At 35.8% G+C, this 26,942-nt stretch carries 19 protein-coding genes, 1 pseudogene and 1 riboswitch; of the genes and pseudogenes, 8 read left to right on the top strand and 12 right to left on the bottom strand.

Annotated features, from left to right (window positions below; translation table 11 throughout):
- The 3 genes from ACESM9_RS06845 to ACESM9_RS06835 form a co-directional block, all read right to left on the bottom strand.
- Positions 1–1,735 (bottom strand): AAA family ATPase (locus ACESM9_RS06845; RefSeq protein WP_372996616.1); only part of this gene is annotated, 1,735 nt, incomplete at its 3' end.
- A gap of 187 nt (positions 1,736–1,922) precedes the next feature.
- Positions 1,923–5,282, bottom strand: a complete 3,360-nt coding sequence (locus tag ACESM9_RS06840) for an EAL domain-containing protein (protein ID WP_372996614.1) — start codon at positions 5,280–5,282, stop codon at positions 1,923–1,925.
- Between the two features lie 41 nt (positions 5,283–5,323).
- Entirely contained in the window at positions 5,324–7,255 is a 1,932-nt protein-coding gene (locus tag ACESM9_RS06835) for a diguanylate cyclase (protein ID WP_372996612.1), read from the bottom strand.
- A gap of 320 nt (positions 7,256–7,575) precedes the next feature.
- Between ACESM9_RS06835 and ACESM9_RS06830 the strand changes: the two genes are divergently transcribed.
- Positions 7,576–9,303 carry an ABC transporter ATP-binding protein gene (locus ACESM9_RS06830; RefSeq protein ID WP_372996610.1) on the top strand — a complete coding sequence of 576 codons (1,728 nt, stop codon included), beginning with the start codon at positions 7,576–7,578 and terminating at the stop codon, positions 9,301–9,303.
- 21 nt (positions 9,304–9,324) lie between these two features.
- Here ACESM9_RS06830 and ACESM9_RS06825 read toward each other — a convergent pair whose 3' ends face one another.
- The 6 genes from ACESM9_RS06825 to ACESM9_RS06800 all read right to left on the bottom strand — a co-directional run bounded on the left by ACESM9_RS06825 (position 9,325) and on the right by ACESM9_RS06800 (position 15,363).
- Positions 9,325–9,954, bottom strand: coding sequence for a hypothetical protein (locus tag ACESM9_RS06825; RefSeq protein WP_372996608.1), 630 nt, complete (start codon positions 9,952–9,954; stop codon positions 9,325–9,327).
- Positions 9,955–10,078: 124 nt separating this feature from the next.
- On the bottom strand, positions 10,079–10,573 hold the full coding sequence (locus tag ACESM9_RS06820) for a CarD family transcriptional regulator (RefSeq protein WP_372996606.1): 495 nt from the start codon (positions 10,571–10,573) through the stop codon (positions 10,079–10,081).
- Positions 10,574–10,713: 140 nt separating this feature from the next.
- The gene (locus ACESM9_RS06815; RefSeq protein ID WP_372996604.1) at positions 10,714–11,535 is read right to left on the bottom strand and encodes an EFR1 family ferrodoxin; all 822 of its coding nucleotides are present in this window, start codon (positions 11,533–11,535) and stop codon (positions 10,714–10,716) included.
- Between the two features lie 46 nt (positions 11,536–11,581).
- Positions 11,582–12,586 (bottom strand): aldo/keto reductase, encoded by a 1,005-nt coding sequence (locus ACESM9_RS06810; protein ID WP_372996602.1) that lies wholly within the window; start codon positions 12,584–12,586, stop codon positions 11,582–11,584.
- Between the two features lie 144 nt (positions 12,587–12,730).
- The gene (locus ACESM9_RS06805; RefSeq protein WP_372996600.1) at positions 12,731–14,107 is read right to left on the bottom strand and encodes a transglutaminase-like domain-containing protein; all 1,377 of its coding nucleotides are present in this window, start codon (positions 14,105–14,107) and stop codon (positions 12,731–12,733) included.
- A gap of 170 nt (positions 14,108–14,277) precedes the next feature.
- On the bottom strand, positions 14,278–15,363 hold the full coding sequence (locus tag ACESM9_RS06800) for a dipeptide epimerase (RefSeq protein WP_372996598.1): 1,086 nt from the start codon (positions 15,361–15,363) through the stop codon (positions 14,278–14,280).
- Positions 15,364–15,796: 433 nt separating this feature from the next.
- Here ACESM9_RS06800 and ACESM9_RS06795 point away from each other — a divergent pair, with 433 nt between their 5' ends.
- The gene (locus ACESM9_RS06795) at positions 15,797–16,378 is read left to right on the top strand and encodes a class I SAM-dependent methyltransferase (RefSeq protein WP_372996596.1); all 582 of its coding nucleotides are present in this window, start codon (positions 15,797–15,799) and stop codon (positions 16,376–16,378) included.
- A gap of 45 nt (positions 16,379–16,423) precedes the next feature.
- On the opposite strand, the gene ACESM9_RS06790 is transcribed toward ACESM9_RS06795, so the two are convergent.
- The 3 genes from ACESM9_RS06790 to ACESM9_RS06780 form a co-directional block, all read right to left on the bottom strand.
- Positions 16,424–18,148, bottom strand: coding sequence for a hypothetical protein (locus ACESM9_RS06790; RefSeq protein WP_372996594.1), 1,725 nt, complete (start codon positions 18,146–18,148; stop codon positions 16,424–16,426).
- A gap of 258 nt (positions 18,149–18,406) precedes the next feature.
- A complete protein-coding gene (locus ACESM9_RS06785; protein ID WP_372996592.1) occupies positions 18,407–19,753 on the bottom strand; it encodes a hypothetical protein in 1,347 nt (448 codons plus the stop codon).
- Positions 19,754–19,951: 198 nt separating this feature from the next.
- Positions 19,952–22,591 (bottom strand): NYN domain-containing protein, encoded by a 2,640-nt coding sequence (locus ACESM9_RS06780; protein ID WP_372996590.1) that lies wholly within the window; start codon positions 22,589–22,591, stop codon positions 19,952–19,954.
- Positions 22,592–22,734: 143 nt separating this feature from the next.
- On the opposite strand from ACESM9_RS06780, the gene ACESM9_RS06775 reads away from it, so the two are divergent.
- The 6 genes and pseudogenes from ACESM9_RS06775 to ACESM9_RS06750 form a co-directional block, all read left to right on the top strand.
- The gene (locus ACESM9_RS06775; protein WP_372996588.1) at positions 22,735–23,424 is read left to right on the top strand and encodes a DUF3298 and DUF4163 domain-containing protein; all 690 of its coding nucleotides are present in this window, start codon (positions 22,735–22,737) and stop codon (positions 23,422–23,424) included.
- Positions 23,425–23,528: 104 nt separating this feature from the next.
- Positions 23,529–23,637, top strand: a riboswitch (TPP riboswitch).
- 95 nt (positions 23,638–23,732) lie between these two features.
- A complete protein-coding gene (thiM, locus tag ACESM9_RS06770) occupies positions 23,733–24,557 on the top strand; it encodes a hydroxyethylthiazole kinase (RefSeq protein WP_372996586.1) in 825 nt (274 codons plus the stop codon).
- Positions 24,544–25,191 carry a thiamine phosphate synthase gene (gene thiE / locus ACESM9_RS06765; RefSeq protein ID WP_372996584.1) on the top strand — a complete coding sequence of 216 codons (648 nt, stop codon included), beginning with the start codon at positions 24,544–24,546 and terminating at the stop codon, positions 25,189–25,191. Before thiM ends, thiE begins: the two co-directional genes overlap by 14 nt.
- The gene (locus ACESM9_RS06760) at positions 25,181–25,828 is read left to right on the top strand and encodes an HAD family hydrolase (RefSeq protein WP_372996582.1); all 648 of its coding nucleotides are present in this window, start codon (positions 25,181–25,183) and stop codon (positions 25,826–25,828) included. Before thiE ends, ACESM9_RS06760 begins: the two co-directional genes overlap by 11 nt.
- A complete protein-coding gene (gene thiD / locus ACESM9_RS06755) occupies positions 25,825–26,607 on the top strand; it encodes a bifunctional hydroxymethylpyrimidine kinase/phosphomethylpyrimidine kinase (RefSeq protein WP_372996580.1) in 783 nt (260 codons plus the stop codon). Before ACESM9_RS06760 ends, thiD begins: the two co-directional genes overlap by 4 nt.
- A 111-nt stretch (positions 26,608–26,718) precedes the next feature.
- Positions 26,719–26,942: pseudogene (locus ACESM9_RS06750) on the top strand (AraC family transcriptional regulator); the annotation flags it as partial.

Genomic DNA, 26,942 nt, shown 5'->3' with positions numbered 1-26,942 from the left:
CATCACGGGTTTCTTCATTAAGGTTTTCTAGTTTCTCAAACATAAGCTCTGCAATTCCATCAGGTATTTGGATTCCACGTATAGATTCCTCTTTCAATTCCCAACTGGAATTTTCAGCATTAAAAATAAGTATATTATTTTCATAAAGTGATATTAATAACTGTCCTAAAAATAGAGGTATACAGTAAGTTTCACGATATAGTTTATCTGATATTAAACTTGCACTCTCTTTGGAGCAGCATAATGCTCCCTCAATAAATTCAATAGTTTCTTTTTTATTAAAGGAAGATAAAGCAATATTTTCTACGCAGACTCCTTCATCTGCTATTTCTTTAATAGTAGACGATAATGGATGTTCTTCACTTACTTCGTTATTGCGATATGCTCCTACAAGAAGCACATAGTTTAGTCCCGTATCATTGCATAAATGACTTATGAGTTTCAAAGAAGATAAATCAGCCCATTGGAGATCGTCCAAGAATAATACCAATGGATGTTCCTTTTCAGCGAATATCTTTATAAAGTTGCTGAATGCCATTAAGAATCGGTTTTGAGCTTCCTTAGGATTGAGAGCTTCAATAGGTGGTTGAGGTCCAATTAACAATTCTACTTCAGGAATAAGTTCTGTGATAATAGCACCGCTGCTTCCTAAGGCTTTGAATATTTTCTTTCTCCATAAAATAAGCTCTTCCTTGCTCTCTGTCATAATCATTTTCAAAATACTCCCAATAGCAGTTACAAAAGGAGCATAAGGTATATTTTTATGCACCTCATCAAATTTCCCATATGCAAAATAACCTCTTTTTATGGCAATAGGCTTTAGTACTCGGTTTATCAACATAGTTTTCCCTACACCAGGATATCCACTTACCAGTAATAACTCACCTTCACCGTTACATACTCTCTCAAAGGCATCTTTGAGCAAATCGATTTCCTTCTCTCTGCCATAGAACTCTTTAGGCAATTGAAAGTGAAGAAATGTATCTGCCTGGCCTAATTGAAAAGGTTCAATCCTTCCCATATGGCTCCACTGATAATTACATTTCTTCAAATCATATATAAGCCCATAAGCGCTTTGATATCTCTCATCTGGATTATGTGAAATCATTTTCATGATAACAAACCATAATGTCTCCGGTACTTCACTATCACATACTTTAGATGTATTAGTCTTATTTAATATTTCATATAACATTGTACCTAGAGAGTAATAATCATTTCCATAATCCCCGATACCTTCAGGCATAGCAGTTTGATTATTAATTTTTGGGGGAAAGAGAACTGCTCTATGAAAGTTCATAATTTGAACTTTATTAGTGTCAGGTTGAATAAGAATATTTTCTGTCCTGATATCACCATGTATTATACCTCTATTATGAAGTTTGCTAAGTGTCTCCGATAATTGAACAGCAATATCAAGAAAAGAATCAATATCTATAATCCTGTCTTTAATATAATGACTTAAGGATACAGCTCCAATATCTTTCGTTATGATTACATATGAATCCATTAACTTCTCCAATTTAATGGGTTTCAAAATGCCCTCTAATTCAATATTTCTCGTTATCTCCCATTCATGGACAAGTCTAGATATATTTGTAGGACTTGAAGCCTCTTCCTTTAGTTTCTTTATAAGCACTGGCATCTTTGACCCGACTGTAGTCCCTTTGTAAATCTCTATCATATCACTATCCAAAAGCTTTTCACGTATTATATAACCAGGCAGGATAAACATTTACTTTCCTCCAATTATATATTGTAAAAATACTTTATAAACATTATATTAGGCTAATACTACGATGCATCAGACATGTATTGTAATTGTTACTACATATAATATCACAAAAATGCAAATTTTTACATGGTTTTTACTTATAAGAATGAGTCATCTATTATCAGATGACTCATTATCACTAAAACTCTTAGGCAAGTTTTTTAAAATATACACTGGGTGACACAGAAACAAAGCTCCCATCAGCAAACAGTAAATTATTTCTCATTCGTATCTGAACTTGATTCAATATCCTAATAATATCCACTCTCTCATTTTCATCTATTATAAATTCTACTCCATATTTATATAAATCACTATCTGTTTCTGCTGCCCATACTATATTACCGCACACTTTTATCTCATGATCAATTAATTGTGTAACAAACTGCAATACAAAATCCTTCTCTTTAGGGAAACTGATATTGGATATAAAGCATAATCCTCCAGGACCAATATTCTCAATCAATACTTTAGTATTTCCGACACTAATACTTCTACCTTTTAACTCTTTGATGGTTAAATCAGCTTCTAACATCTGGGTAAACTTCACTCTGAAATACTTCCTTCGGTCTTCTTTAGGCATTAAGACTTGATCACTAATAATCATCGGCTTACATTTTCGCTTGTTTAGTAGTATCTCAAAGCCCTCTAGAGGAATAGGCTTACTATATAAATACCCTTGACCTGCATAGCAGTTCAAACCTTTCAAGCAGGATAATTGCTCCCAATTCTCAATACCTTCTGCTACTAATTTCATCTTTAGTTCCTTGGCTAAGGATATGACGGTTTTAGTTATGGCAGCGCTATTATTTCCTAAAGCAATATCTTTTATAAAAGAACCATCCAGTTTTAATATATCAAATTTATAGGAGTTCAAGTATGCCAAAGATGAGAAACCTGTACCAAAGTCATCTAAAGCTATCTGTATTCCAAAAGATTGGAGCTTTTTTATATCAGATGTTACTTTATCAACATTTTTTATTAATACGCTCTCAGTGATCTCTACTATTAAAAAGCTGTAATCCAATTGATATTCATCTAATATATTTTTTATTTGGTTTGGAAAGTCATTTTCCATGAACTGAATAGCAGAAAAATTCACAGATATCTTGATGTTTGGTAAGCCCTTGCTCATCCACTGTTTGTAATTACTGCAAACTTCCCTTAATACCCATTTTCCAATATCAATTACCAGACCGGTCTCCTCAGCTATAGGTATAAACTCACTTGGTTTTACCAATCCCCAATCCGGGTGCTCCCATCTAATCAACGCTTCGGCAGCTAGTATTTTATTAGTTTTTAAATCTACAATAGGCTGATAATGCACTCTTAGCTGGTTATTATCTATAGCATGATGCAAATCACTTCTCAATATAGATTCTTTATAATTGATTATGTCTAGATCAGAATAATAAAATTTATAAGTATTTTTCATCTCCTTTTTTGCTCTGAGCAGAGCAACTTTTGCATATTTTTTCAGAGAATAAATGTTATTTGTATCATTTGGAAAAATAGATATGCCGATATTAGCAAATACATCCAACTCATAGTTTTCTACTTTAAAAGGCTTTTGAAACAAATTGATTATGCTTGTGGCAATGTCGTCATATTCACTCTTCAGCTTATTTCCTTGAACTATTATGGCGAAGTGGTCTTCTGAATACCGGCTTAAGAGTATACTATTGCTTAAACATAGCTTCAATCTCTCCACAATGGCTAATATAAGCTTATCCCCTATGTCGTATCCCAACGAGTAATTTATATGTTTTAATCCGTCTATATCAAGCATCATTACAGCAAATCTGGACTGGTTTTCTTTCGCATATTGACATTGTATCCTTAACTGCCTTGCGAAATATCGGCTGTTAGGAAGTCCTGTCAACTCATCATGGGTTGATATATAAGCCATCCTCTTTTCCATTTTTATTCTTTTGGTAATGTCTCTGAAGTTTATCACTATTCCTTCAACAGAGGGTTCATGCAATAAATTCTGCATATAGACTTCCAAGTATATATCCTGCCCATCCTTGCCTTTTAAAACAACATCCCCTTGAACTTCTTTGTTGGGATCTGCTACAGCAAGCTTTATCATATCTTTAAGCTTTTGAAGCTCAGCTCCCAGGTAAAAATCAAATATTTTCCTTCCTATTCTCTCCTCTGGCTTGTATCCTATTACTCTACTTGAGACATCGCTTATATATCTTATGGTTCCGTCAGGATCAATGATTTCAAAGACATCATTAGACTTCTGTACCAAAACTTTAAATCGTCTTTGAATCTTATTGATCTCCTCTTCCATCTGCTTTTTCTCTGTAACATCCTGAATGGTGCCATATAGATATAAAGGTTTTCCCTCTTCACCAAACGCGAATTCTGCTATTTCATATATGTTTCTTATGGTGCCATCTACTCTTATTATTCTAAATTCAAGCTCAGTTGGCTTATCAGAGGGATTGTTTAATATTCCTTCTATTACTTCAACGTCATCTGGATGTACCATTTTCAAAAACCCTTCATAGGTATTGGCATATTGCTCCTGAGTAAAACCATAAATCCTTTCTGCTTCATCAGACCAATGAATCTCATAGGTTGCCAAATCCATTTCCCAGCTTCCTATATGAGCTAAGGCTTGCCCTTGAGCGATTATCCGATGGTGTTTCTTCAATTCTTGTTCTAATATCTTATTCTCCGTTACATCTTGCAAAGTGCCTATAACGGCTATAACCCGTCCCTCTTTATCAAAAATAGGCTCACCTTTACCAATGACATACTTTAGGCTCCCATCCTTTTGAGGTATCCTATACTCAATAGTGCAAGGCTGCCCTGCTAAATGCTTTTTCAATGCTTCTTCTATCTTGTATCTATCCTCAGGATGTGTTAATTTCAAGGCATTTCTAAAGTCATTATGAAATTCTAACGGATCCACTCCATATATCCTATACATTTCTTCAGAACCGTAGTATTCATCCTTTATAATGTCATACTTCCAGCTGCCTACCCCAGCTACTCTCTGAGCTTGGTTTAAATTGTCGCTTATTTCTTTCAGATTGTTTTCCAATAATTTTTGCTCCGTGATGTCTTGTATAATACCTATGGTTTTTATGGCATTATTCTGTTCATCAAAAATAATAGTGGTTTTTTCAATAACATATTTAATCTGTTTATCAGGTGTTATGATTCTATATTCTATATCATATTCTAATCCCTCTAAAGCGCCTTCAACAGCCTCTTTTACCCTATCCAGATCTTCTGGATACACAAATGAAAAAAAGCTTTCCAGTTTTCCGCCAAACTCTTCAGGATTGATCCCTAATATTTCGTAAGTTTCATAAGTAATAAACATCTCTCCAGATTTATTATCCAGAGTCCAACTTCCTGTTTTTGATAGTTTCTGACCGTATTTTATATTTTCATATAGCTGATCATATTTCTTTTCTATTTCCACAAAATCAATTGATTTGATTCTCTCTTTACGTAATACTTTTGGTTTAACAAACTTAAAAAACATAATAACCCCCCGTGTTTAATTACATAGTTTTCATATAAAAACTATAAATCATCCATTAAAATCCTAACAAAAATATCAACTATTTTCGGATCTAGTCTCAAGCCTGATTGTCTTCTTATTTCATGAATAATTTCTTCTTTATCCAAAGTCTTACCGCCGAATCCATTTCTAATTTCTTCATAGTATTCGGCCACCGCTATAATTCTAGCTAATTTTGGTATTTCTTCACCCTTCAATCTTTTGGGATAGCCTGTCCCATCCCATCTTTCATGGTGATATAATACCGATTGTGCTAAATCCATGGTATCATCAAAGGAATTTAAGATTCTGAAACCAGCAACAGTATGTTGCATTATCTCTTTTTGTTCTTGCTCTGTAAACTTTTCAGTCTTTTTAAGTAACTTTTCATCCAGAACTATATTGCCTATATCGTGGTAAAAGCTTACTTCTTTCAGCTTTTTTAATTCATCCTTAGATAGGTCCATAGCTACGCCAATTCTTTCACATATGCGACTTACATATCTCGCATGTTCCTCTTCTTCAGGATAACTCCTGTGCAACTCTTCAATTATGGTTTTTATTGTAGTGCTCTTAGCTTCACTTCTATCTAGAGCTTTTTCAGAATACATTTTAGTTTCCGCATTCTCTTTTACCTGATTTATATCTTCATATTGGCAGGATTTTGTGTCGCATCCTAAGGATATGCTTCCTTTAATTGCCTTGACCTTTTCTTTGGAAAATTCATTCTTAATCCTGGAAATAATTTTTTCAGCACCTTCTGCTGCCGTTTTGGGCAGTAATATTACAAACTCATCTCCTCCTACGCGGGCGATTATATCATCAGCCCTACATACTTTTTTTAATATCTCAGCGACTTTTTTCAAAAGCTCATCACCAGCATCGTGTCCAAAAATATCATTTGTCAGTTTTAAACCATTTACATCTGCAACTATTACTGATATAGGTAGGTTTATACCTATATCTATTTTCTTAAGTTCTTCTTCAAAGAACATTCTATTATAGAGACCTGTTAATGCATCATGAGAGCTCATATATTCAACTCTTCTCATCTGCTCTTTTCGCTCAGTAATATCTTCTACATATGCTCCAACTCCATATTTGTTGTTTGGCAATTTAACAGGGAAATTTATGGTCCTATATACCCTGTCATTAAAGTTTATCTCTGTCTTTATAGTAGTTCCTTTTTCAAGAGCAGCTAGATTAATATCATGTATTTTCTCCGCAAGCTCTTTGTCACATATCTCAAAGTCTCCGTAGCCAATTATTTGTGACTCTTCCCTATTATAAAATTCCTTCACTGCCTTATTGATAAAAACATATTTCAAATATTCATCCTTTAAATATATCAGATTATCATAGGAATCGATAAATGATTCTTTTAGTTCATTAAAAGCTTCTATTTGCTCATTCTTCTCCCTAATTTCCTTAAGATTATTATTGAGTATTACGATAAACAATATCAGAAAAATAAGTATTAAAAACAGTATAGTAGTCAATGAATATGTTAATGCTTTATTTTTTCTTTCAAGGTAAACTTCATCTGTAATATCATATATTATTGAAAAAAGTAATTCCCTATCCCCAATTGTATGAGGACAAGAATACACTTCAACAGTTCGTATTTCACCACTTTTCAATTTATGTTCAAATACGAAATAGTGATTGTCATTATTTACTGCTGATTTCATTTGTTCTTGTATGCTATCTGCCTCAAGGGTATTAATATCATCTATATTCATAGATTTTAGTTGTTCGATTGTATATCCATAAAAATCTGCTGCGGCTTTGTTAGCGTCCTCTATTTTCCCTGTCTCGGCTTCTATTAACAGCATTATAGACCCATTCTCTTCAAAAATATCATGAAAGTCATGTATAACTGGCTCAGCATATGCAACAAAAGATTCATTAATCAAAATCATAACCATTAATATGAATGTTATTATTTTTTTCATTCTCTTCACTGTCCTCTCTTAAACGCTGTAATGATTTATAATTCATCATTTTCAGACACAATTCCTATTATATTTTTCATGAGTTGTTAAGTCAATAACTTTGCATGCCAAATTTTGAAGAAAAACCAATTTTTTATAACATGGCTAAGACTTGCCATTTCATAAACAGCAGTTACCCATTTTCATTTGAAATTAGAGAGTATAAATTTCCCGCCTTTTTACAATTAATGAAAAACAACTGTAGCTTTATAAGAATATAGCAAAATGTCTACTTATCGTTATATAATATATGGAGAATGACTTGCACAGGAGGAAAGCTAATGAAATTACTATGGAGGCTTGGAAAAGAGGCCATCAGGTATAAAACATTGTATGTGATAGCCATATTTTCCACTTTTGCAATGACCATAATCAACCTGACTGCTCCCAAAATGTTATCATCTATGACAGCGCTGGTAGAGAAAGGCTTGACAGAAAATGATTTAAGAGAAATAAGCACTCTTACACTTCTGTTGATTTTCTTATATATCTTAAAGATACTGTTCCGTTACCTAAGCAGCTATCTGGCACATAAGGCTGCTTGGAATCTGGTAGAGCATATGAGAATTAAGGTATATAGTCACATTCAGCAATTATCTATGAACTTTTTCAGTGATAAACAAACAGGAGATCTGATGAGCAGAGTTGTAAATGATACTGCCACTTTTGAGCTTTTATATGCTCACATAATACCTGAAATGGTAACCAACATAGTCACCGTTGCTGGTGTCATGATTGTTTTGCTTACCATCAATGTCAAACTTGCATTATTAACTTGCATACCAGTTCCTTTGATTCTATATTCAGGTTGGATTTTTACAACAAAGGTCAGGCCGAACTTTAAAGTATCTCAAAGAGCTCTTGCAGAATTAAATGCAAAGCTACAGGACAACTTCTCCGGCATCCATGAAATACAAGCCTTCGGCCAAGAAAAATACGAGATTGAGCAGGTTACTAAACAAGCTGGTATTTTCACTAAGGCGATGCTTCACGCTCTCAATCTCAGTGGAATATTTCACCCAGTGGTAGAATTTCTTTCTTCTATAGGTACCATAATCGTAGTTGGCATAGGAGGAATTCTTGCTTTTCATGGAGAGTTGGCTGTATCAGATATAGTAGCTTTCTTACTATATTTATCCTTATTTTATACACCCATTTCAGGGCTGGCTCGACTTCTGGAAGAAATGCAGCAAGCCTATGCGGGAGCAGAGCGTGTAATGATGATTCTTGATACACCTTCAGACATCAGAAATGACGAAGAAGCAAAGCCTTTGGAGAATGTACAGGGAAGTATCACCTTTGATTCTGTGTATTTTCAATATGAAGATGATTTGCCTGTCTTGGAGGATATCAGTTTCACATGCAAACCAGGCCAAATGATTGCTCTTGTAGGACCCACTGGTGTGGGAAAAACTACCCTTACTCAGTTGATTTCAAGGTTTTATGACCCTACACAAGGGCGAGTTCTTATTGATGGCATAGATATCAAAAAAGTAACATTGGAAAGCCTTAGGGCAAATATAGCGCCGGTGCTTCAAGATACATTCCTTTTTAACGAAACCATTGCAGAAAACATCAGATATGCCAACCCCAAATCAGATATGGATGATATCATCTCTGCTGCAAAGGCTGCCAGAATTCATGATGATATTATGGAAATGCCTCTCCAATACGAAACAAAGGTAGGAGAAAGAGGCATGAGGCTTTCAGGAGGTCAAAAGCAGAGAATTGCCATTGCAAGAGCAATTTTACGAAAGGCTCCTATTATAATTCTGGATGAAGCAACTGCTTCTGTAGATGTTAAAACAGAAAAGGAAATACAGAAAGCTATTGCCGACTTAGTTGGCACCAGAACCATAGTTGCTATTGCACATCGACTCTCTACCATCCAGAATGCGGACATCATACTTGTGCTGGAGAATGGAAGAATCATTCAGCAAGGCACCCATGAAGAACTGATTAATCAGGAGGGTCTGTACAAACACTTGAACCTTGCCCAGAGCAAATAAGCAAGTCTAGCATTGACTTGCTTATTTGCATTTAGAATCATAATCGTAAATCTTACATCTTGTCTTTAAATATACACCTTCATCGGCTGTTTCATATTTCTCTTCAAATGATTGAGTTGATACCGATGATTTCTCTTTAAAACATGGATTTCTTATCAATAAGCTTTCTAAATGATCTGATAGAATATCCCAGTACTCTCTATGCTTGTCCATTTTAAGCATATGTTGTATCGTAATCATTATATTATAATCTGGATTCTCTTTGGAATCAATAGGTTCATGAGTAATTGTAGATCCTGCATTATATCTTGGATAAGAACCTCCATGTACACATTTATTCTCATACTTAATATACTGTGTTCTACCTAAATGGGTAATTTTTTTGGAACATATTAGGCAGCTAAAATCTTTATCAGACCAGGTATCTGAATATCTGGGGCTACGGTATCTATTTGAGCTTGAAAAATAGAATTTCTTTTTAGTAACAGCCCAGTGATGGCAGCTATCTTCTCTTGTATTTCCTGTATAGCAAACAAGGCAAAGGGCCTTACTGTTAGAACTAGAATCTGGATTATAATCAAAAACATCATTTACAAAAATAGGTCTGCCGCATTTTCTACAATAGCCTTCATATTTCGCTTTTATTAACATATTCACACCTCTCCCAGAAAATTTCTGTACTAACCTCACATGCATGATCAATGCTCCAAAGTATACATCATAAAGACAGCCTAATCCAATATAAATCGGATTAGGCTATTCAGTCAGATTTAGCTTATGAAATATGTTTAAGAATAAAAGGAAGGACTTCCTCTGGGGTTATATCTAGGACTACTGCAAACTCCTCATGGAGATTTTTTTCAGCAGCTTTCATTATTTCTTCATCCGATTTCATTAATTTTTTCCCAAGTGCGTTTTTTTCCTTTTTCTTTAGATACAATGTCTTTATGAGTTTTATCCATTCCTGACAGTTTCCTGTCCTAAGAGCAGCCTTATAGACCTCGTTTCTCTTCCTATTATCTTCTATCCAGATGGTCTCTTGTTCTGGCATAGATTCTATCAGTGAGAAAACCTTATCCTTTGTAATAGTCTCTCTTATTAGAACCTTATCATTGTCTACAGGTGTTTTGATTTTCATGGTATTATTGTATACTGGCTGCAAAATATAGTATTGAACATTTTTATTATTTTCATCTTTCTCTTCTACAATGTCCAAAACTTGACATACACCTGTTGTGCCATATACAACATAATCGTTAACCTTAAACATAAACATTTCTCCTTGTTTTTAGTTGCATTAATACTTATATAAATTTTACCAATATTTATAGAAGTTTATGCAACTTTATTCGTTATATTTACATAATATAATTATAACACATAAAACTTTTTGGTGCATGCCGTCAAGCTTTAAAAAAGTTCTGGTTCAATCCTTCTTGAATACATCGCTTCAAGATCCATCTTATGATATAGATATCCTTCATCATCAAAGAACTTAGCTTCTTCTGGACATTTCTTTATACAAGCTCCACATTTGATACATATGCCCATTATAATGCTATAGTCTTCATGACTGATGGAGCCCATAGGGCAAACCTCTGCGCATAGCCCACATCTTTTACAATTATCATTCGTCTTAGGTTTTACTTTCAGAATATTTATAGTCATACCATTGCGATCCTTAGGTTTATAATATGGTCGTAAAGGTTCTTCATCCTTAATAAATAATATATCCATATAACTATTATTAGATTGGTAAATTCTTTTTACTGCCTTATCCACTAATCCATCAGCAAAAAGCATGTCCGACTCATCTGGTCTTCCTGCAGCCAGCGTCTTAGAAAAGGCATGCTCCCCTACAAACGCACCGGCAGCTAATATATGAAACCCATCTTTTTTCAATATACTCAATAACTCTTTTAAGGCATCATCATAATTGCGGTTGCCAAACAACACTATGGGAATTGCATATGTATTATCTGCTTTTATATTCTCATTTAAGAAAGGCAGAAGTATATTAGGTACACGGCCTGCATAAACTGGAGTTCCAAATATGACCAGATCATCCTTGCTAAACTTCAGGTTTTGCTTTCTTGCGTCTGGAAGGGTAAAATCAATAATACTTACAGGGGCATCAATTTTCCTGCCTATGGCATTGGCAATATACTCAATAACCTTTTTTGTTGTTCCTGTAGCACTGAAATATACTGCCAATACCTTATTTATTACCATAAATAACTCCCCCAAATTGAAATTAAGAATTTATATTTTTTCTTGATCATTCAAACAAATCCTTTACAGATTCCAGCATGGTTCTGATGGGAAGATTATACGGGCATTTAGTCTCGCATAATCCACATTTGATACAATTACTTGCCTTTGATGGAAGTTTCTCATACCTATCCACTGCCCATCCCTGAAGATTATATCTCCTGTAGTAGCTTTCCAGGATAAACATCATGTGAATATTTATTCCCTCAGGACATGGCTGGCAATATCCACATCTTCTGCAAAATGTATCTCCCAGCTCTCTAGCTTCTTTTAACAGTTCCTCTCTTTCCTTTTTCTTTAAGATTGGGTTCTCAGCTGCCTTCACATTCTCCTCCAATTGTTCTATACTGCACATTCCCGGTATGGCGCAGGTAATATATTCCTTCTCCAATATAAATTTCAAAGCCCCATTAACATTTGTAATAGCACCTCCAGCGAAAGGTTTCATTACAATTATGCCAATATTGTTTTCATATGCCCTTTTAAAAATATCTTCTGCCTGAGTTTCAATTGCGTTATATGGATACTGTATGGTTTCAAAAATATCGTATTCAAGGGCTTTCTCAATCACTTCTATGCTGTGGCTTGTTATTCCGATATGCTTTATCATAGTTTTTTCTTTGTATTCTAGCAAAGCTTCCAAGGCTCCACCAGTTGCCATAACTTTTTCAAGTTCCTGTAATGAAGGTACATTGTGAAGCTGATAGAGATCTATATACTCTGTCTTTAGATTATTAAGGGAAGTCTCTATCTCCTTTTTCATTCCCTCCTTATCCCTAGCCATGGACTTAGTAGCAAGATATACACTTTCTCTTTTTCCTTCAAGTGCTTCACCTATTAAATTCTCACTTATGGTGTATCCTCTGGCGGTATCAAAGAAGTTTATACCCAGATCAATCGATTTCCCTATTAATCTATTGGCATCCTTTTGATCCAACTGTTGAATGGGTATGCCTCCAAAGCCGATTCTTGACACATTTAATCCTGTTTTCCCTAGTATGCTGTACTTCAATTATATCCCTCCTAATATTCATAAGCTTTTTAATTTCTATAACTCAATATAAATCTTTCTTACATTTATTATAATCTCATAAAACATATAAAGCAAAAGCCTGTGAAAAGGAAAATCCATTTCCACAGGCTTATATTAGTATATTTATATCTCAGCACAGGATATAACTTCTTTTGTGCGTTCGTATTCGGAATACCTAAGGCCTCTATCCTCTATCTCAATCTCTCCCACCTGGTTATCATAAGGATCTGCCCTCCAATGATTTTTTGGTACAGTAAACTCTGCTTGAAACTCTGAGTTTGCAACCATGCGATAAGGATCCAAGCTCCCAAAGTAATGCTGTCTTCGAGCTTCATTGCCTTCTCTCACAGCACCACCTCCAAAGGAAGGGTCAGCATACAACCAACCGTAAGGTTCTACATAGAACATAGCCCAATCGTGAGCTCCACAGAATTCTGGCTCAACTATCCATCCGCTTTGCCAGCGTGCGGGTATTCCGGCACATCGGCACATGGTTATGAAGAGCAGTGCCTGCACACCACAATCTCCTACAAGATTTCGAGCACAGCTATCTGCTATGTTTTCAAGCCCAAAGTATGCCGGCATAAAGGAATACTTTACATTTTTGGTTATAAAGTCATAGAAGTTTCTAGCCTTCTCAAGAGGATTATTTATGCCTCTTGTAAGCGTATTAACCAACTCACGGATATAAGGAGTAAATATTATGTGTGGTGGCAATTCATCTGTATCAAAGGTAGGCTGTTGTTCCGAGGGCATAATTTTGGATATATCATGATATTTTGCAGTATGTATGTATGAGAATTCAACAGAAAACTCATGATTCTCCTCCATTATTTCTTCCCAGCAAATTGTACGCTGGGGTGCATCCTCAGGAGCGATGAAGCCATTCTCTGGATATATTTTCTCAATCTTTATATCCCTTTGTTGCTCACAGGCGCATGGGATCGGCAAGTGCACACGAACCTGTTTACCCTTTTCAAAATATTCATCTTTGATACGCACAGATGCCCGGCAGCGAATTTGATTTGTCATTTTGCCTTTGTCTCTCATTACTCTCATAGAGTAGTCCTTTATTGGCTCACCATTTATATAACTTTCCATTTCGAGTGTTTTGATACCTGCTCGTTTCGCAAAGGTGGCATCTGTTTTGCATAATGTTTCAAAAAATCGGTTGAAGTAATGAGGTTCACCCTTTATATATATCCAGCCTATTCTTCCTTCATCTTCAAGTTTTGCAAATTCCTCTTCGGTAAAGTCTGGAATATGCTTATATATAATGTCTAGGGCTTCTTCCTTTGTCAGAGGATAATCATCCGGTAGACGAAGCATGATCTCGCGCTGTACTTTGAGGCAGTTTTTGAATGACTCAGGAATATTCTCCGCTTCCAGCTTCATATCCAATAAACGAATAGCACCTTCAAAATCTCCATAGAGTTTACGCCTTAATATATCATCTGAAAGACCAATACTAAGGTATTTAAAATTATCATTTATATACATGCTAGTGGCCTCCTTAGAATTATTTCCCTCTCAATACATATACTAACATACTTTCTAGACTTGTTGAACAAGACATAATTCAATACTGGTCGAATACATATTGGAATTAAGCCACCGTTTCTACTATTCCAAAACGGTGGCTCAAGTGAATGTTGATATATAGTTGCGCTTTAGATATATCTGATTTTTTCGATACCCTTTATTCCTAGTCCAGGCTCATCGCTTACTGTGATATCCTTTTCGTTAAACACTGCACCACCAATGATTGGATCTTCACTGCAAAGAACAGGACCATCAAGATCAACCTTTGTGATTATCTGCTTTGCACAAGCCAAATGTACTGCTGCATTAACGCTTATCTTTGCCTCCAGCATGCAGCCAATCATGCATTCTATTCCGTAAATCTCAGCAGCTGAAGCGATTTGTAGTGCATTGGTAATGCCTCCACATTTCATAAGCTTTATGTTGATGAGATCTGCAGCTCTCATCTGCATGATTTTTAGAGCATCCAGCGGTGAAAATACACTTTCATCAGCCATTACTGGCACATATGAATTCTGAGTTACATATTTAAGGCCTTCGAAATCATGACCCTTTACAGGCTGTTCAACAAATTCAATGTCTAAACCCTTCTCCTGCATTTGATTCAAAATACGAACAGCCTGCTTTGGTGACCAGGCTTGATTCGCATCTATACGAATGAGAACATCCGGTGCAACTTCACGAACAGCAGACAGTCTTGCAACATCCAGTTCAGGATTACTTCCAACTTTGACTTTCAAGCAGTTATAACCGCGCTTAATAGCGCTTACAGCATCACGGGCCATCTCCTCAGGTGAATTAACACTGATAGTTATGTCGGTTTCTATACTCTTTCTGCTTCCACCTAGCATTTTATATACTGGGATATTGTATAGCTGACCATAAAGATCCCAAAGGGCCATATCTGCAGCTGCTTTTGCACTGGTATTTTTAACAATGCTTCCATTCATAGCCTTTATAATATTTTCAAAATCGTCTACATCTCGCCCTATAAGAACCTTTTTGATATGGTCATTTATTGCGCCTATTATAGCACCTGTAGTATCACCGGTTATTGCTCCCGTAGGAGGAGCCTCACCATATCCAACATGTCCCGTATCTGTGTGAATTTCAATGACAACATCTTCTACACTGTTTACCGAACGCAACGCTGTTTTAAACGGAACAATAAGTGGAACAGAAATCATCCCTAAACGAATATCAGTAATTTTCATTCTATTTCACCTCACATTTTTTTTGCATGCTCATACTTTTCAATTTTTATTTATCACCCTGCTTATACTTGACAACATAAAACCCAGCAAAAAGCCCTTGTTTCATGGCCTCTTACTGGGTTTTGTTTATTCCGATACAGGGAATACCTCTATCACATAAACAAAGCAGTTTAATAGTAAAAATACTGATTAATAATGCTATCCTTCATATTCCTACAAAATAATTATAATTTAATAATATTTGAGTGTCAATACTAAGTAGTGTAACAAGTTTGATTTTACAAAAACTTTGAACAATTCAAACACCAAAGATTGTTCCTGCAATTTATTATACTATCATTAAAAATCAACCTACTCATAAAAATCTAATAATAATCTACAAGTTTTTGTAGCATCCTATTTTTGTACTATATCTTTAACGGAGGTTAATCCTATGGAATTATCCCCAGAATTTTATCATATTCTTGTACGACCTAAATGGTTCTCAAATATGTTTTATAATGCCATGTTTAATGATTGCATAAACTTTAAAGGTAAAAAAGTCCTTGATTTTGGATGCGGTATTGGTTCCAGTTCATATTTGTTTAAACCATCAACTTATGTTGGAATTGACTGTGATAGTAAAAGAATAGAGTATGCTAAAAAGCTATATCCAAGTCACAAATTTATGGCAATTGAAGACCATATACTTCCATTGCCGCCAAATTCCATAGATCATGTTCTGATTTTATCGGTACTTCACCATATCCCTTCAGAATCATTATTCGGTTATCTTAAGGAATTTCGTAAAGTATTAAAGCCAGAGGGAAGCATAATAGTAGTAGAACCCTGCTTTTTTGAAAAAGCAAGGTTCCAAAACTGGTGTATGTCTAAACTTGATAAAGGAAGATATATCAGATGTGAAGAGGAATATTTAAACATATTTAAAAAATCTGATTATAATACAAAAGTTATCAAAAGGTATAATCAGCTATTATTTTATAACAAGATTATGTTCTTGGCATCTCCTAATTAACATAATTTATGTTACAATATACTCCTTATTCCTATTTGCACAATATCACACATTGCCATAATCCATTAGATAAGGAAAATCTCTCATTAAGGTAATAACCATTCTTTCGATTTCTCTTTTCCCTTCTTGCCCTTCACCTGGATTATAATCATAAACATATTCCTTCCCTGTCTCGTCCCTTATCTGGAATTTGTTATCCCCAATTCTGAGAATACCTGCATTCTTGGAATTACGAAATTCTTCCGCAGTCGGAAATAATGTGACCTTCTTAAAATATGGATATCCGCCTCTTGTACAGAAAGTATGGCAGTTGCCACATTCATAACATCTGTTTTCAATATGGACAATTTGGTACGCGGAACCAAAGGTCTCATCAAATAGCTTTATATTAGCTCTGTTGGGGCATACATCCACACAGATACCACAATTCTTCTCAAAACAATCATAGGTTGGCAACGTATCAGAGAGTATTTTATTATCCCCTTTATTTTTATATGCTGCATCATTTTTTGAAACCAATGCTAGCTCCTTCAAAGCCTCTACATCCAAACTGCCAAAGGAGAATTCCTCATCTTTTATTCTCGCCATTATATCTTTTGTATTTATAAAACCTCTGGGTTTAAGAAGTATAGTTGAAAATGTAACAGGGGCAACTCCTGTTTTTAGCACACTCGCTATGTTGTTTTTATCAATTCCCCCTGACATGGAGATATGAATATCGCCATTAAACCTCTCTGCAAACTTTTCTGCCACTCCCAGTGCAATAGGATACAATGGTTTTCCTGACAAGTACATGCTTTCCCCCGGCAATATATTCCTTGAATTGCATACAGGCAAAGTGTTGGTTAATTTAATTCCTACAGACACTCCATTTTCTTTTCCCATCTTCATCAATTCTGTTATAAGCTGGACAGCATTGTCAAATTTCAAATCGTTGTCAAAGTCTTCCTTTCTAATTACTACATCCTCATAACCCAGATTATCCAAAATACTTCGGACATTTTCATACCCCAACAAAGTAGGGTTTAGTTTAATAAATGTATTCAGTTTCTTCTCAGCAATGAGGTAAGTACCAATATCCAATGTTTCTTCAGGCTTGCTGCCGTGCATTGTTGATACGGTAACCATATTGGATATATTAGAAGTAATTTTATCTATATCATCATTTTTAAAATTTTTAAACTTTCCTATATTCTTCTTGAGCACATCAATACATTCTTTAAAAGCTTCGGTGTTTTTTGCATCTTTTATGTCATCAATAAAATCCGATATTTTTTTTGATTTTATTCCTTTTAAATCATAGCCTACGCTGATATTAAACATAAAGTCTTTACTGTCGGATATGCCCAGCTCTTTGGCAAATACCTGCAGCAGTACTGATGCCTTTATATATTCAGCTTTAGCATCTTCTACAGTTAATTCGGTTGACCATTCAACATTATAGCCTACATTTCTTGCCTCAATGCACGGCTTAATTACCATTTCCTGCATTTCCTTTCCATCTATAACCTGGACGGTTTTAAGCTCAAAAAACCTAGAACCTGTTAAATATGCGGCCAAAATATTCTGTGCTAGTTGGGTATGGGGTCCAGCGGCTGGGCCTATTGGCGTACTCAAATATTCATTGTTAAAAACCATTTCCATGCCTTTATTCTTTTGTCTGAAGAAGTATTTCTCTTCGATTTCATAGATTTTCTTCTTTGTATAATAATCCTCAAGACACACTTCCAACATTTTTTCAAAAGAAATGGTACCCATTGTATCGCTCATTTACATCACCTTTTCACTGTTAAAATTTGTATTTAAAAATCTTCGTATATATCTTCTATAGTTTCCAATAGTATAAAGTTAATTCATAGATATTATCAAAAGCCTATAGAAATATTGCTCTCCATATATGTGTTTTTGCGCCGCTTCATTCAATAATAGTTATAGTTCATTATAAGTATCCCTTACAAAAATCACCTTTTTCCCCTGTCAAATTAAAAAAGCATGTATTTCAAATTTGCTGAAATACATGCTTTTTCATTACCACATCCTTCCTGTTGCTGGAAGATAATTATATCCGTGGCTCCACATATAGGTATTGAAAGTTATCTCCCTCATTTGCATCAGACACCAATGAGCACTCATATCCATTGGTTTTTTACTCTCTGAACCGCCAGTGCTATTAGTTTTCGAATCAGTACTATTATTATCTATGTTACTGGTGACAGCCCCCAGCTCCTTTAGATTAACTCGAACCTTATCCTGTTCCTCCTCTGAACCGTTCTGAAGAATCGCTCTCAGACAAATCCATAACCCCGGGGATGTTGCTATGTCCTCTTTGTCGGTAGTGGAAAAGGATTCCCAAACTTCTATTACTTGTTGTTTAATTTCATTTACAGATTCTTGAGATATTTGCTCTGGCTTTGCCAGAGGATTTTGCTGAAGCATTCTTGAATAGGCGATCATCTCACTATATGCGGTCAGGGACATTTCTGTCAGTGGAGGGTTTCCATCAATTACTACTTTACCTCGGCTTTCTAATTGACCGTTGATTATCTTCACGGCCCGATCAGACTGATCCGTCTCAACAAGCCATTCTCTGATAGACTTTTCCATATCAGATCGGAGCTTTTCCAGATCTTTTTGCCCCAATTTCAAAATACTTTCCATAATAATCGGGTATAGGTCATATTGTTGAAGTTCCTCTTCCGACCTATAACGCCAACCGTCCTTAAGCTCGTCAAGAATCACATTTTCCTGACTTTGTGTAAAGGGAGCTCCAAGAGCAAACTCAAGGACAAACATAAACGCCTTTGAGTTATTTTCAATTTTCTCGGCTATCTTGATACTGTAGTCAATATTTGGGTCTTTTGAAGCAGAACCCGTTGATAGAGAGTTTATAAACCCTTCAAGTATATTCAAACCGCGAACCTGGTAATAATCAGATGTGGGAGCAAAGTAAGAAAACCATAAAGCTTCCTGAGCTGACTTGATAACCATTCCAAGACCGGAGTATTCTTTGCCATTGATATTATCAGACAGATGAAACATTACTTGAATGCTCGCAGTCTCAGGTTGGCTTTTCCAATTAAATGCACGGACATTGGGGTTTCCTTCCTTAAGCATGTCAATAAATCCGCTGGCCAAATCCTGTGGACTCTTATATGGATCAAAAGGAATCATTACCATCAATAATTGTTCATCCGTGGTTGAATTTTTTGCTTCCACTATTGAATTATTGGTACTAACACTCCAGCCGCTGGGGTAATGGAAGGAAAAGTTATTATCAATGTTGACATATTTGGACCATAGACTTCCTGAATCGGCGCTTACAACACCTAGAATCATAAAAGACGTTAAAACCAGCAAAACTAGAATCTTTTTCATTTTTCTCCACTCCTTTATTACTATGCATCATTTTCCCTCTAAGCTTCTCCCCCAGAGCTGATGCACTTGATTATTATATTCAGGTATAATAGCATTTTACTCTAATTCCATATTAAGTATATCATGCATAATTTCTTGAAATCAAGCAATTATTGGTATAAACTAAAGTAACACATAAGAGTTATAACTACTTATGTGTTACTTTTTAAAAAAATTATCTATTTGATCCTTAGTTTCAGGAGATAATGTATCCTTCAGATAATTAAAATCCAATCCTTGTTTTTCTTTATACTCCTGAATAGCTCTTTCATTAGCCCTTTCAATTTCAATTTTTAACTCTCGAGCGGATAGCAAGGAGCATCCTGCACCTCTTATAATAATCTGCTGCAAACCATCTGAGGTTGCAACGGTTATATTATACTTTTTCTGATTGTCATGGGCGAACTTTTCTATATATTGATCAGCGGTTTGAGCCTCTCTAGTGTATACCACACGTATATTGCCATAATCGATTACTTCCTCAACATGTCCCTGTACCCGGTAAGCGTCAAACACCACAATAACCCTACATTTTCTAATACTCTGATAGTTACTTAGAAAATCAAGCAATTTCATTTTGGCACCATCCATGGTGCTTTCAGCAAGCTCTTTTAGCTCAGGCCAGGCAAATATGATATTATAGCCATCTACAAGAAGGTATTCTTCTTTTTTTTCTATACACTCCTGTTTATAATCAGAGGATTTATAATAATTGTGGGAAACTGACCTCTGCTTTTGCCAAACAGATTTTTTCCCTTGATTTGCGTTATAGGTTCTATTGAGGATTTTGTCAATTTCCTCTGGACCAATCCACTTCTCCTCCTTATAGGAAGCCTGGCTTTGAGCCGTTTCTTCCAATAAGCTGTTATAGCTTTGAAAGCAGCTTTCAATATGCATATAATCTTTTACTTCATCCCAACTAACTAAAAAACTGGTGCCATTTGCGCAAAAAACAGAATCTATTGGGTTTTCCACATCTCTTGCAGGGTCATATCCTATCATTTCTATGACCTCTTCCGTATTATGACAAGGCTCATACCCCTTGAGATAGCAGAAGAGCCTGCCTTGTCCTTTTGTATAAGCCATCACTTCTTTTTGGTAGTTTCTCATGGTAGCAACAGGAGCTGTACCAGTAATAACTGCCATCTCATCGTCAATATGTGAAATCTGACATGTTCCGTGCATCTTATCAACGTCTGATATAGCCCTTCCTACCATTTTTTCAGGCACCTGAAGCTTAAAACCATAATAGGGTTCCAACAATATAGATTCTGCTTCCATTAAACCTTGGCGCACTGCCCTATAGGTAGCCTCTCTGAAATCACCACCCTGTGTATGTTTATTGTGAGCTTTGCCTGAAACTAATGTGATTTTCATATCTGTAATAACCGACCCTGTGAGAACCCCTTTATGAACCTTTTCTTCAAGATGGGATAGAATTAGTCTTTGCCAATTCTTACCTAGCACATCTTCGCTGCACTGAACATCAAACTGAAGTCCGCTTCCTCTCTCATCAGGCTCCATCAACAGGTGAACCTCGGCATAATGCCGCAAAGGTTCGAAGTGACCTACTCCTTCAACTGTATTTGCAATAGTCTCTTTATAAACAATCTTACCTGAGTCAAAGGATACATCAATATCAAATCGACTTTTTATAAGACTTTGTAAAACCTCTGTTTGCACCTCACCCATGATCTGCACCTGAATCTCTTGAAGCTGCTCATCCCATACAATATGGAGCTCCGGATCTTCCTCTTCCAAAAGGCGCAGCTTTGGTATCATTACTCTTGGGTCACAGCCCTCAGGAAGTATAATCTGATAGGATAATACAGGTTCCAAAACAGGCATATTTGAAGCTTTCTCTATCCCCAAACCTTGACCAGGTTTTGTCTGGCTTAGTCCTGTTACCGCACATACAGATCCTGCCTCAACCTCATTGACAGCCTCAAATTTCTGTCCTGAATAGACTCTAATCTGGGTTACTTTTTCTTCCCAAACTCCATTGCTTAAAACATCCCTTGTCCTAAGCATTCCGCCAGTAATTTTCATATAGGTAAGCCGGTTTCCTTGTTCATCCCTGCCTATTTTAAATACTCTGGCACCAAACTCTGATGGGTATGAAGGTATTTCCGAATATTTTACAACCCCCTGGATGAACTCTTCAACTCCCTCCAGCTTTAAAGCTGAACCGAAAAAGCATGGGAATACTTTACGAGCTTTGACAGCAGCCTTAATTTGTGAAACTTGGATATGTCCTGTCTCCAGGTAGGCTTCCATAAGGGACTCATCACACATAGCCAATTGGTCGTAGAAGTCTTCTTCATCATATTGTCCAAATTCAATACAACCGTCATCCAATTGTTTCTTTAGCTCACTTATTATTTTAGCTTTATCTGCTCCATCTTGGTCCATTTTATTAATAAATAAAAATACTGGAATCTTATATATGGAAAGCAAACGCCACAAGGTCATGGTATGACCCTGTATTCCATCCATTCCGCTTATTACTAAAATAGCGTAATCAAGGACCTGGAGGGTTCTCTCCATTTCTGTTGAAAAATCTACATGGCCTGGGGTATCCAATAAAGTTATTTGTGTACCATCAACTTCAAATACGGCTTGTTTGGAAAAAATAGTTATTCCCCTTGCCCTTTCCAACTCATAATTATCTAAATAGGTGTCTTTTTTGTCCACCCGTCCCAATTTTCGAATTTTACCTGTTAAATAAAGCAAACTCTCTGATAAAGTTGTCTTCCCAGCATCTACATGGGCTAATATTCCAATGACTAATTTCTTCATAAGTACTCAGTCCTTCGTGATATATCCATACATATATAATACCAATAAGAAAGGAATCTAACAAACCGTAAATATATTTTAGGGAAGAAAATATATCATCTTTCATAAATGCAACTCATAGTATTATATATGGAGGGATTTATATGAATTTTGATAAGTGCAAAGCCAATATTTCTATGAATAGATATAAACATACATTCAAATATGATAATACTGATGTGCTCACCTTAACTATCATATACCCAGTCATTAATATACCAGATAACCAGATTTCTGAAACAATCATAAATCAACAGATAAACATACAAATTTGTGACTATTATATGTATGCTTCCAACAAATTATATGATCTTGCCGTTGAAACCTACAAGAATTCCCTGGCCAATGATTTTCCATTCCACGGATTTGAAGCTTACATGGAATATACAATTACTTATAACGAAAATGGTTACTTAAGTCTTTATGTTGACAAATATGAGTATACAGGCGGTGCCCATGGCAATACCATAAGAAGTTCTGATACCTGGGAATTATGCACTGGTACACATATTCCACTTTATTGCTACTTCAAACCCGAAACAAATTACAAGGAGCTGCTTATAAAAGAAATTATTAGACAGGCAGATGAAAATATGAAATCAGATACACCTCCATATTTTGATGATTACAGAAAGCTGATTGTTGAGAATTTCAATCCAAATAGTTATTACCTTACTCCCGAAGGTATGGCCATTTATTATCAGCAATATGAAATAGCTCCCTATGCTACCGGCATAGTAGTATTTATTATCCCCTACAGTATAATTGGATGGTATCCGGAATGTTTATGTTGATTCTGCAATAAGTGCAAAGCCAGTCAGGACTAATAAGAGTTATGACTGGCTTTTTTTAATATCGTTGACAATCAAATATATATTATGTTAGTATTTAGGCAAAACTAAATACTCAGGGGAGCTTGTGTGCAGGCTGAGAGGAAGCGAATACAGCTTCGACCCTTATTACCTGATTTGGATAATGCCAACGTAGGGAAATTACTGGGATGACAATTTATGGGAAGTACCTATTAGGCACTTCCCATTTTTCGTATCTAAAAATTATCAAATTATTTACCAATTAAAATTTTATGTATGGAGGTTTTTATATGTTTGAAGGTATCCTGAAAAATGTTCATGAGAAAACACCTTTAGTCCACTGCATCACAAATTATGTCACAGTAAATGATGTGGCAAACACACTATTAGCCTGTGGTGGTTCTCCCATTATGGCCGACGATGAAAAAGATGCGGTAGAAATTACCTCTTTATGCAATGCTCTTGTCATCAATATTGGAACCTTAAATGAAAGAACAATTACAACAATGCTTAAGACAGGCAAAAAAGCAAATGAGCTTTCTCACCCTGTAGTCCTTGATCCAGTTGGTGCAGGTGCATCAAAGCTACGCACAGATACAACCTTTAAGCTTTTAGAAGAAGTTAAATTCTCTGTTATACGCGGCAACATTTCCGAAATAAAAACCGTTTCTAAAGGAAGGGGAACCACAAAGGGTGTGGATGCCGATATAAGCGATGCAGTAACAGAGAAAAATCTGGATGAAACAGTGTCTTTTGCCAAAGAATTAAGTGCAAGAACTAAAGCTATAATTGTTATTACCGGTGCTATTGATATTGTAGCAAATTCAAATAAGGCTTATCTTATAAGAAACGGACATCATATGATGTCAAAGGTAAGTGGTACCGGATGTATGCTCACAGCAATAATAGCCGCATATTGTGCCGCAAATCCAGACAACCATTTGGACGCTGCTGCAGCTGCAGTTTGTGTTATGGGGCTATGTGGAGAATTAGCTTATGACAAAGTAGTAAAAAATGATGCAGGTACATCTTCCTACCGAACCTATCTCATTGATGCAATAAGCAAGCTAGATGCTAAAACCTTAGAAGGAGGCATGAAAATTGAAATTAGATAAATCCTCCATGCTACTATATGCCGTTACAGAACGTTCATGGCTTAAGAATCGCTCTCTTAGCGATGCTGTTGAAGAAGCCCTCAAAGCAGGAATAACATTTTTGCAGCTGAGGGAAAAAGACCTTGACTATAATTCTTTTCTTCATATAGCAATAGAAATAAAGAAAATAACTGATAAATACAAAGTACCTTTTGTAATCAATGATAATGTAAAAGTTGCCATAGCCTGCGGAGCTGATGGAGTCCATGTTGGTCAAGAAGATATGGATGCAAAAGATGTAAGAAAAATGATAGGCCACGATAAAATCCTGGGTGTATCAGCCCAAACGGTAGAACAAGCTATTCATGCAGAGCAAAATGGTGCTGATTACATAGGTGTTGGCACCATATTTCCTACTCCAACCAAGCTTGATGCGGAAGCAGTGTCCTTTGAAATGCTCAAAGATATCTGTGAAGCGGTATCCATACCTGTAGTAGCTATTGGCGGCATTAATGAGAATAATGCCATGAAACTTGCAGGAAGCGGAATATCAGGTATTGCAGTAGTTTCGGCTATATTTGCTCAAGATAATATTACTGAAGCAGTAAAGAAATTGCATCAGATTTCATCCAGGTTGGTAAGCCATGAAAATTAAAGGAGCTATTTTTGATCTGGACGGCACTTTGCTGGACTCAATGTATTTCTGGGATGACTTAGGAGCAGAATATCTAAGGCAAAAAGGTATTGCTCCTCCAAGGAATATAAACGAAGTACTTAAAACATTAAGTCTTGAACAATCTATTAGCTATTTTAAAGAAGTATACTTTATAAGAGGTAGTGAAGATGAAATTAAAAAAGAGATTATCGGACTGATTGAAAATCAGTACAGATTCAAAGTGCCTTTAAAACCTTCTGTCATTCCTTTTCTCGATAAGCTTTACAATAATAATGTAAAAATGTGCATAGCCACCGCCACCGAATATAATCTTGCAATAGATGCGATGGAAAGGCTGAATATAGCGAAATATTTTAAATTCATCCTTACATGCTCCGAAGCAGGAATAGGAAAAGATAATCCTCAGTTTTTTCTTAAAGCTTTGGAGATGCTTAATACTTCCAAATACGAAACTATAGTATTTGAAGATTCACTTCATGCAATAAAAAGCGCCAAATCGGCAGGCTTTTTTGTAGCAGCAATGTATGATAAAAGCTCCGAGGAGGATAAGGAAGAAATAAAGTCTATGGCAGACATATATCTTAATTCTTTTGAAGATTGGGAGATGAAATTATGAAAAAAGTATTGACTATAGCAGGATCAGACTGCAGCGGCGGAGCAGGAATCCAAGCCGACATTAAAACCATAACCGCCCATAAAATGTACGCTATGAGCGCTATCACCGCATTAACAGCCCAGAATACCACTGGTGTTTACGGTGTATTGGAGGCAACACCTGAATTTGTCGCCAATCAACTTGACTGTATTTTTCAAGATATAAGACCTGATGCTGTAAAAATCGGAATGGTTTCAAATGTAGAGATTATAGAAGTTATAGCTATGAAGCTACGCGAATATAGTGCAGAAAATATTGTTGTGGATCCAGTTATGGTTTCCACAAGCGGCAGCAAGCTTCTCAACGATAATGCAAATGATGCATTAACAACTCTCCTTTTCCCTTTAGCTGCAGTAATTACACCCAATATTCCTGAAGCCCAATGTCTTTCAGGATTAACCATAAAGAATAAAGTGGACATGGAACGTGCAGCTGATATGATATCAGATATGACTAAAGGCAGCGTACTTATAAAAGGTGGACATCTGGATGAAAGCGCCGATGATTTGCTCAAAGCTGAAGGAAAGACATTCTGGTTTGAAAGCCCAAGGATTGAAAACCCAAATACCCACGGGACAGGTTGCACTCTATCATCTGCTATTGCATGCAACCTTGCCCTGGGTCTTAATATTATAGAAAGCGTAAATAAGGCTAAAGAATATATAACAGGCGCATTAAAAGCTGGTCTTAGTATTGGTAAGGGGCGTGGACCGCTCAATCACTGCTTTAAGCTGCAATAAGAATATATTGTACTATTTTTTATAGAAATTCGATATTTTTTATATTAAATAAGTCGAGCATCATAATAGCAGCTTTGGTATCATGTAGATATGAATGAAAGGAGGGAGTCAATGCTTAAGGAATTAAACCATGTGATTGACTATATTGAAGAGCATTTAACCGATGATCTGTCTCTTGAAGTAATTTCTGAATATGCCGGAGTTTCTGACTATCACTTTAGAAAAATATTTTTTTATCTTTCTGGGTTAACCCTTAGTGAATATATAAAAAACAGAAAATTGTCTGAGGCAAATAAGGATTTATTGAATGGAGAGAGAGTAACGGATGTTGCTTT

This window comes from Lutispora sp. (genome assembly GCF_041687175.1).
Lineage (GTDB): Bacteria > Bacillota > Clostridia > Lutisporales > Lutisporaceae > Lutispora.
The sequence above is the reverse complement of the archived record's forward strand: the minus strand, read 5'-3'. Positions and strand labels throughout refer to the sequence as shown.

Bases quoted from the DNA above. Each gene is read 5' to 3' on its own strand.
- ACESM9_RS06800 (WP_372996598.1), bottom strand. From the start codon at position 15,363: ATGAAAATTACTGATATTCGTTTAGGGATGATTTCTGTTCCACTTATT.
- ACESM9_RS06790 (WP_372996594.1), bottom strand. From the start codon at position 18,148: ATGAGCGATACAATGGGTACCATTTCTTTTGAAAAAATGTTGGAAGTG.
- ACESM9_RS06785 (WP_372996592.1), bottom strand. From the start codon at position 19,753: ATGAAAAAGATTCTAGTTTTGCTGGTTTTAACGTCTTTTATGATTCTA.
- ACESM9_RS06795 (WP_372996596.1), top strand. From the start codon at position 15,797: ATGGAATTATCCCCAGAATTTTATCATATTCTTGTACGACCTAAATGG.
- ACESM9_RS06825 (WP_372996608.1), bottom strand. From the start codon at position 9,954: ATGTTAATAAAAGCGAAATATGAAGGCTATTGTAGAAAATGCGGCAGA.
- ACESM9_RS06840 (WP_372996614.1), bottom strand. From the start codon at position 5,282: ATGTTTTTTAAGTTTGTTAAACCAAAAGTATTACGTAAAGAGAGAATC.
- ACESM9_RS06835 (WP_372996612.1), bottom strand. From the start codon at position 7,255: ATGAAAAAAATAATAACATTCATATTAATGGTTATGATTTTGATTAAT.
- thiM (WP_372996586.1), top strand. From the start codon at position 23,733: ATGTTTGAAGGTATCCTGAAAAATGTTCATGAGAAAACACCTTTAGTC.
- ACESM9_RS06815 (WP_372996604.1), bottom strand. From the start codon at position 11,535: ATGGTAATAAATAAGGTATTGGCAGTATATTTCAGTGCTACAGGAACA.
- ACESM9_RS06780 (WP_372996590.1), bottom strand. From the start codon at position 22,591: ATGAAGAAATTAGTCATTGGAATATTAGCCCATGTAGATGCTGGGAAG.
- ACESM9_RS06805 (WP_372996600.1), bottom strand. From the start codon at position 14,107: ATGTATATAAATGATAATTTTAAATACCTTAGTATTGGTCTTTCAGAT.
- ACESM9_RS06760 (WP_372996582.1), top strand. From the start codon at position 25,181: ATGAAAATTAAAGGAGCTATTTTTGATCTGGACGGCACTTTGCTGGAC.
- ACESM9_RS06820 (WP_372996606.1), bottom strand. From the start codon at position 10,573: ATGTTTAAGGTTAACGATTATGTTGTATATGGCACAACAGGTGTATGT.
- ACESM9_RS06775 (WP_372996588.1), top strand. From the start codon at position 22,735: ATGAATTTTGATAAGTGCAAAGCCAATATTTCTATGAATAGATATAAA.
- ACESM9_RS06830 (WP_372996610.1), top strand. From the start codon at position 7,576: ATGAAATTACTATGGAGGCTTGGAAAAGAGGCCATCAGGTATAAAACA.
- thiD (WP_372996580.1), top strand. From the start codon at position 25,825: ATGAAAAAAGTATTGACTATAGCAGGATCAGACTGCAGCGGCGGAGCA.